The sequence below is a fragment of the Streptomyces calidiresistens genome, from assembly GCF_014141525.1.
GTDB lineage: Bacteria > Actinomycetota > Actinomycetes > Streptomycetales > Streptomycetaceae > Streptomyces > Streptomyces calidiresistens.
The window spans coordinates 1-1,864 of sequence record NZ_VKHS01000952.1 but is presented as its reverse complement, the minus strand read 5'-3'; the positions used below and the strand labels follow the sequence as shown (position 1 = coordinate 1,864).

2 protein-coding genes are annotated in these 1,864 nt (G+C 72.9%); both read right to left on the bottom strand.

The window, feature by feature from the left end:
* Window positions 1–42: 42 nt before the first annotated feature.
* The gene (locus FOE67_RS24475; protein WP_182666998.1) at window positions 43–1,383 is read right to left on the bottom strand and encodes a TadA family conjugal transfer-associated ATPase; all 1,341 of its coding nucleotides are present in this window, start codon (window positions 1,381–1,383) and stop codon (window positions 43–45) included.
* Window positions 1,384–1,445: 62 nt separating this feature from the next.
* Window positions 1,446–1,864, bottom strand: a 419-nt coding sequence (locus FOE67_RS24470; RefSeq protein WP_228474246.1) for a TadE family protein, incomplete at its 5' end; no start/stop codon positions are given.

Here is a 1,864-nt window from a genome sequence, read left to right as displayed (position 1 = left end):
GCCAGGTGCGGGAGGGGCGCCGCGGGTGGGGTGTGGGCCATGTCAGCGGGCTTCCCTGGTGGTGAGGTGGTCGTCGTCGAGGTGGACCCCGAAGACGGGCGGGATGCGCTCCCCGGCGCGGTGGAGGCGGTCGGCGAGGCCGCGCGGGACGGGATGGTGCCGGAAGACGCCGTGGACGCGGCCGTCGGCGGTCATGGGGGCGGTGTCGAGGCGGGCCAGGTCGGCGATGCGGAAGGGTTGGCGTCCCCGACTGGTGAGGGCGACGACCTCGGCGATGCGCCGGCTGCCGTCGGGGTTGCGGACGAGTTGGACGATGACGTCCACGGCGCTGTTGATCTGGTCGCGGAGGGCTTCGAAGGGCACCTGGAGTTCCGACATGGAGGCGAGAGTCTGCAGGCGCATCAGGGCGTCGTCGGCGCTGTTGGCGTGGACGGTGGCCAGGGAGCCGTCGTGACCGGTGGACATGGCCTGGAGCATGTCGAGGGTCTCGCCGCCGCGGACCTCGCCGACGATGATGCGGTCGGGGCGCATGCGCAGGGAGTTGCGCACCAGGTCGCGGATGGTGATCTCGCCGCGTCCCTCGACGTTGGGCGGGCGGGACTCCAGCCGGATGACGTGGCTCTGCTGGAGCTGGAGTTCGGCGGCGTCCTCGACGGTGACGATGCGCTCGCCCTCGGGGATGAGTCCGGAGAGGGCGTTGAGCAGGGTGGTCTTCCCGGAGCCGGTGCCGCCGGAGACGATGATGTTGAGCCGGGCCCGGACGAGGGCGGCGAGCAGCAGGAGGACGGGTTCGTCGAGGGTGCCGAAGTCGACGAGTTCGCGGAGGGTGTAGGCGCGGGGGAAGCGGCGGATGGTGAGGGTGGCGCCGGTCAGGGAGAGCGGCGGGATGATGACGTTGACCCGTTCGCCGGTGGGGAGGCGGGCGTCGACCATGGGGTTGGCCTCGTCCACGCGGCGGTTGACGGTGGAGACGATGCGCTCGATGGTCTGCATGAGCTGTTCCTCGGAGGCGAACCGCAGGGGCAGGCGTTCCACCCGGCCGGCGCGTTCCACGAAGATCTGCTCGGGGCCGTTGACCATGATCTCGGTGACGGAGGGGTCCTCCAGCAGGGGTTCGAGGATGCCCAGCCCCAGGGCCTCGTCCACCACGCGGCGGATGAGCAGGGCGCGTTGCTGGGGGGAGAGGACGGGGCCCTCGCGGCTGAGGATGTGGCCGAGGACGCGCTCGAGGCGGTCGCGGCGCTCGGCGGTGCCCAGGGAGGACATCTCGGCGAGGTCGATCTCCCGGAGGAGTTTGGCGCGGTAGTCGGCGACCAGCCGACCGTCCCCGTGACCGTCGGTGGTGGTCTCCTCCCGGCCGGCGAGGCGGGACCTGAGGCCCATGGTGTGTCTCCCGGTGGTTCCTGGTACCGGCGCGGGTTCTTCCCGTGCCGGGGCTGACTCGGCTAGTCGCAGGGCATGGTGACGGTCCGCCGGGCGGTGCCGGGGCTCGGCAGGAAGGGCATCACGGAGGGCACCTCGACGCTCGCGGTCACGGTGGTCACGTCACCGCAGGACTCCCCCATGCTCAGGGAGACCGGGAGCCAGTCGCTGGTGGCGGCCCGGCCGGCCTCGGCCCAGCGGTGTCCCACCTCGTCCTGGGAGGCGACCCGGGCGGCGGCGCGGGCGGCGGAGCCCGCCTGTTGGACGGCGAAGCCGGCGACTCCGAGTTGGATACCGGCGAGGGCGACGATCAGCAGGATCGGCAGCCATCCGGCGAATTCGACGGCGGTGACGCCCCGCTGGCGGTCGCGGCGGCCGTTCGGGGGCCGGGGGTTCCCGGTGTCCGGCGGGGTGCCGGCGCCGGGCGCGGCGGTCGGGGTGG

What these genes read in the sequence shown, in the direction of transcription:
- FOE67_RS24475 (WP_182666998.1), bottom strand. Translation starts at nt 1,383, where the DNA reads ATGGGCCTCAGGTCCCGCCTCGCCGGCCGGGAGGAGACCACCACCGAC.